Origin of the sequence: Occallatibacter sp. (assembly GCF_049802275.1) — a bacterium.
Lineage (GTDB): Bacteria > Acidobacteriota > Terriglobia > Terriglobales > Acidobacteriaceae > Telmatobacter.
The window spans coordinates 1-4727 of sequence record NZ_JBARMD010000027.1 but is presented as its reverse complement, the minus strand read 5'-3'; the positions used below and the strand labels follow the sequence as shown (position 1 = coordinate 4727).

General features: G+C 59.4%; 5 protein-coding genes. 2 read left to right on the top strand and 3 right to left on the bottom strand.

From position 1 onward, the window contains the following. Window positions 1-65: 65 nt before the first annotated feature. Window positions 66-728, bottom strand: a complete 663-nt coding sequence (gene ribA, locus WA354_RS00810; RefSeq protein ID WP_472811106.1) for a GTP cyclohydrolase II — start codon at window positions 726-728, stop codon at window positions 66-68. Between the two features lie 145 nt (window positions 729-873). Here ribA and WA354_RS00805 point away from each other — a divergent pair, with 145 nt between their 5' ends. Next, entirely contained in the window at window positions 874-2172 is a 1299-nt protein-coding gene (locus tag WA354_RS00805; RefSeq protein WP_472811105.1) for a sensor histidine kinase, read from the top strand. Window positions 2173-2598: 426 nt separating this feature from the next. Here the strand turns inward: WA354_RS00805 and WA354_RS00800 are convergent, their stop codons facing one another. Further along, complete coding sequence (locus WA354_RS00800; protein ID WP_472811104.1) at window positions 2599-3039, bottom strand: MarR family winged helix-turn-helix transcriptional regulator; 441 nt, start codon at window positions 3037-3039, stop codon at window positions 2599-2601. Window positions 3040-3096: 57 nt separating this feature from the next. On the opposite strand from WA354_RS00800, the gene WA354_RS00795 reads away from it, so the two are divergent. Further along, window positions 3097-3492: a VOC family protein gene (locus WA354_RS00795; RefSeq protein WP_472811103.1), complete on the top strand. Its 396-nt coding sequence runs from the start codon at window positions 3097-3099 to the stop codon at window positions 3490-3492. A gap of 293 nt (window positions 3493-3785) precedes the next feature. On the opposite strand, the gene WA354_RS00790 is transcribed toward WA354_RS00795, so the two are convergent. After that, window positions 3786-4727 (bottom strand): hypothetical protein (locus WA354_RS00790; RefSeq protein WP_472811102.1); only part of this gene is annotated, 942 nt, incomplete at its 5' end.

Sequence of the window (4727 nt, the reverse complement as noted above, 5' to 3'; positions counted from 1 at the left end):
CCTTCGCGCTGCGCGAAGGGGTAAGCGGCGCGAAGGATCTGTTTTTTACTTGTCAGGGTCGGAGTCTATTCGTCGCTAACCATCGTTTCGACGATATGCCCCATCTTTTCCTGCTTGGTCCGCACGTACGCCGCAAACGTCTCCTGCGACTCCACCTCTGCTGAGACGCGCTCCGCAACCGTAATTCCCGCGGACTCAAGCGCCTCAACCTTATCGGGATTGTTGGTCATCAACTTCACCGCCGTCACACCCAGCATCTTCAGCACGCGCGCCGGCAGTTCATATTCCCGATAGTCGGCCTCGAACCCCAGTTCGACGTTGGCTTCAACGGTGTCGAGTCCGGCGTCCTGCAGCTCATAGGCCTTCAGTTTTGCCATCAGCCCGATCCCCCGGCCCTCCTGCTGCTCATAAAGCAAAACGCCGGCGCCCTCCTCGGCAATCTTCGAGAGCGCCATTTCGAGTTGCAGCCGGCAATCGCAGCGTAGCGAACCAAAAACATCGCCCGTCAGGCACTGCGAGTGGATCCGCACCAGCGGCGGCGATGAGTGAATGTCGCCCATCACCAGCGCCACCAACCCCTCAACCTTGCCGGGCTGCGCAGGCGACCCAGACCGGTCATGCGATTCAGTCTTGGCCGGCAGTGTCCCCTCAAACCCGAGGATGCGGAAAGCTCCCCACCGGGTGGGAAAATCGGCCTCGGCGACTTTCTTCACGCTTTCAAATGCCATAGTTCCATTCTACTTTGCGAACTCTAACTATCCAGCGACCGGCGTCACCGGGCGCACCATCCGCCCCTGCCAAACGCGCGCAAAGTGCTGAACCGTCGCCCGTTTGCGTTTGGGCCGTGCCTCCACCGCGCGATACAGTGGTGAGGTGACTGACAGGCTCATCCTGATCACCCTGCTGGTGAAGTTGGGGGTGGTGGCTTCCGTTGCCAGCGTGCTGGCGCGCGGCAGCACCTTCCGTCGCCTGTTCTTCGCCGAGCATCGCCGCCCCCGGCAAACCTTGGCCCTGCTGGCGTTCTTCCTCGTTCCCCTCACTCTCGGCGTCTGGATCCGCACAGCGGTCCCCAACTTTCTCGCTGCCGATATTTCTTTCGAAACCATCATCCTTCTCGGCCTGCTCGTCGGTCCGCGCTGGGCAATGCTCGGCGGCGTTGTACTTGCCGCTCCCGCGATCCACCACGGAGAGTATCTTTCGCTCCCGTTCAATGCCGCCGTTGGCCTGCTCGCTGGAGTGCTGGGCAGTTTCGTGGAGAAGGAAGAAATCTGGTCGTTCACCCCGTTCGTCGATCTGAGTCTCTATCGCTGGGTGCGCCGCATCCTGCGCCGGCCACGCATCGACCGCCAGTTCCTCATGCTGTTTCTCATCGTCGCCGCCGAGGCATGCCGCGATTGGATTGCGCGCATGTTTCCTCACAAACTGTTTGCCCTGGTCGCGACCCAGCCGTGGGTGCAGTTGCTGGTTTGGATCAGCGCACCCATCGTCGTCGGTATTGCTCTCAAGGTGTGGAATGCCCTCCGCATCGAAATGAAACTCGAAGAGCAAAAGCATCTCCTGCTGGAAGCCCGGCTTGACGCTCTGCAGCGTCAGATCAATCCCCATTTCCTTTTCAACACCCTCAACTCGATTGCGTCCCTTGTCCGCGTAAAGCCCGAACTCGCCCGCGAAATGACAGTAAAGCTCGCGAACATCCTGAGGGCGCTTCTCAAAGATCACGACACCTATGTGCCTCTCCGAGATGAACTCAGCTTCACCGACGACTATCTCGATATCGAAGTGGTCCGCTTCGGCGCCGACAAGCTGCATGTCGAAAAAGAGATCGACCCGCAAACCCTCGACATCCTCGTCCCCAGCATCCTGCTACAGCCTCTCATCGAAAACAGCATCAAGCACGGTCTTGAACCACGCATCCACGGTGGAACCGTCACCCTGCGCAGCAAGCTCACCGGCGACCGCGTCCTCATCGAAGTAGCCGACGACGGCGTAGGCATGGGCGACCGCCCACGCACAGGATTGACCAGCAACGGCGCCGGCATCGGCATGAAGAATGTGCGGGAGCGCCTCGAAGTTCTCTACGGCGCGCAGGCCACCTTCAAGATCATCAGCAACCCGGGCCGTGGAACACTGGTGTCCATCGAAATCCCCGCCGACCTGCCCGACCTGCGCTAGCCATCACGGGAACATTAGGTGCCCCATCCAAGCTCCGCTTGGGTGGGAGGCCGAGATTCCAATTCACAGCAGCACGCCTCCCACAATGTCATCCCGCCGAAGTGGAAGGATCTGCCCTGATAATTCAAAATCGGCACGAAACGTGGGTGCCCCATCCAAGCGCAGCTTGGGTGGGAAAGCACAATGATCGGCTCCTCTATTTTCACGGTCGCTGGGTGGCGCAACTCGTCATTAACGACTGCAGTCGTTTGTCGGATCCTCCAGCGCCACATCGCGGACACTCGGCACCACCAAAAGCGCGCTCCAAAAATGGGAGACGCAACCAAAGCGTCCCCATCCAACGGCATTGATCTACAACCCCACTTCCGGATGGTGATTCCGTGCGCCGTGGCCTGCCCGAATCCAACCTCAAATCTCAGTCGAGGCTCAAATCGCGGCGATCACCTTTCGCAGAATCTCCGCAGCTTCCCCAAGCGCAGCACGTTCCTTCGCATCCAGCGTCGCAATTCGCACGGCCAGCGCGCGCACCCGCCGTTCGCGTCCCCGCATAAGCAGTTTCTTTCCCGCCGCCGTCGCATGAATCAAGGTGCTGCGTCCATCGTCCGCATTCTTCTTCTTCACGACGAGACCTTGGTCGGCAAGCGCATCCACAATGCGCGTCATCGTCGGCGGGCGCACCTGTTCAGCAGCCGCAAGATCTCCCAGCGTCACCGGTCCCGCAAACACAATCACCGACAACGCCGACAACCGCGGCGCATTCAGCCCGCTTGCCGCGTCCTCGCGCCGCAGCTTGCGCAGTAGATGAATGGCCGCCGAATGAAGTTGGTCCGCCAGCACGGCAGCATCCGTTCGTTTTTCTATTGACATATGCCCTTCGACCCATGATATATCGTTAGCTGAGCTAACGAACTCGGAGAGAACCCCATGAGTCATCCCGATGTCGCTCCCGCCGTGGTCAGCCTCGAGAGAATCGGACAGATCGCCATCACTGTCGACGACCTCACCCGCGCCAAAGACTTCTACCAGAACACCCTCGGCATGAAGTTCCTCTTCGACGCCGGACACCTGGCCTTCCTCCAGTGCGGCGACGTCCGCCTCATGCTCACCACGCCCGAGAAGCCGGAACCACGTGGCGGCACCATCCTGTATTACCAGGTTCACGACATTCAGGCCACACATGCCGCTCTCAAATCGCGTGGAGTTGAGTTCTTCCAGGAACCGCACCTCATCGCGAAAATGCCCGATCACGATCTGTGGATGGCATTTATCAAGGACACCGAAGGCAACACCATCGGCATCATGTGCGAAGTCCGAAATTAGATGCGTCTTCGCTTGCCGCCGACGCGCGGGTTTTGTAACGTGTCTTGACCTCACAGCTCGGCAAAAAATCACTGCCGTCTGTTTTGTATCAGGGCAAGACTCTACAGCTTGGTGAAAAACCAACTCTGACGGGAGTTTTGTATCAGGGCACGACTTCAGTCGTGCCGTAAAGCCCTCAAACACGTGCGGGCTTTAGCCCCTGTGCGATGCGTCATTCAAGGGCTGAAGTTTTTTACAGAACTGTTCAGTCATGCCGCAACGGCGAAAAATGATCGGGGCATTGGCCCCTGCCGCTATCGCCGGTCTTCGAGCGCCAGCACCGCGTAGCTCGTGGCTGCATCGCTCATGAACTTGCCCACATCTGAATTGGGATCGCGATTCTTGTTAAGCGACCAGGCCGGCCATGCGCCCGTGTTCTTGTCCTGGTTCGCTTCGAGCCACGCCAGGCCGCGTTCCACATGGGCTTTCTTGTTTGCGTTGACTGGGCTTTCCTCGAGAACAAGCACGACGAGTCCGGTGGCATAGCCGTCAGATCTGGTTTCTAGCGGAGTATTGTCGCGGCGTTTCCACGTGCCCAGTTCGGCGAGACTCCAACCACCGTCTTCATGCTGCAGTCGAATCACTTCGTCGACGAGGGCATCCTTCTGCTCGTGGGTCATCACACCGGGGAAGAATTTCGCAGCCCACATTGCGACCAATTTATTTACCAGCGGTTGCGCGTCATAATGGCTCTGCAGGTAGCCACGCAAAGCAATGAGGTTCGCCGCAACCTTGGGCTCGCCAGCGTAATTGTCGGGCGCGCCAGCCACCGCAAGCGCCATCATCGCCGCCCAATGGTACTGCGATTCCTTTGACTCCCACGGCGTGTAATCGAAGTTCTGCCACACCCACGCGCCCGCTTCCGGACCGGATTTGGATTGCAGCGCCCACGCATTGTCAAAAGCCATCCGCGTGCGTTCGCTGAGTTTTCCCTGCGGCACGTCATAGCTGTCAAGGATGATGGCGTTCAGCACGGACTCGGCGTTGCGCGACTCCACTTCTTTTCCGGCGCCGTAAACAGCATCGCTGTAGAAGGGCTGCACGTCCTTCCAGTCACGAACACGCTTTTCAACGCTGGCCAGCATCACCTGCTCCGGCGCGGACGGTGCATGCTCACGAACCTGACCGCGCAACGCGGGCCGCGCAAGCGCATAGCTCGCCTGCGTATGGCAGCTCACGCAGAGCGTGCCATGGTC

Coding starts and splice junctions, on each gene's coding strand:
- ribA (WP_472811106.1), bottom strand. CDS start 728: ATGGCATTTGAAAGCGTGAAGAAAGTCGCCGAGGCCGATTTTCCCACC.
- WA354_RS00800 (WP_472811104.1), bottom strand. CDS start 3,039: ATGTCAATAGAAAAACGAACGGATGCTGCCGTGCTGGCGGACCAACTT.
- WA354_RS00795 (WP_472811103.1), top strand. CDS start 3,097: ATGAGTCATCCCGATGTCGCTCCCGCCGTGGTCAGCCTCGAGAGAATC.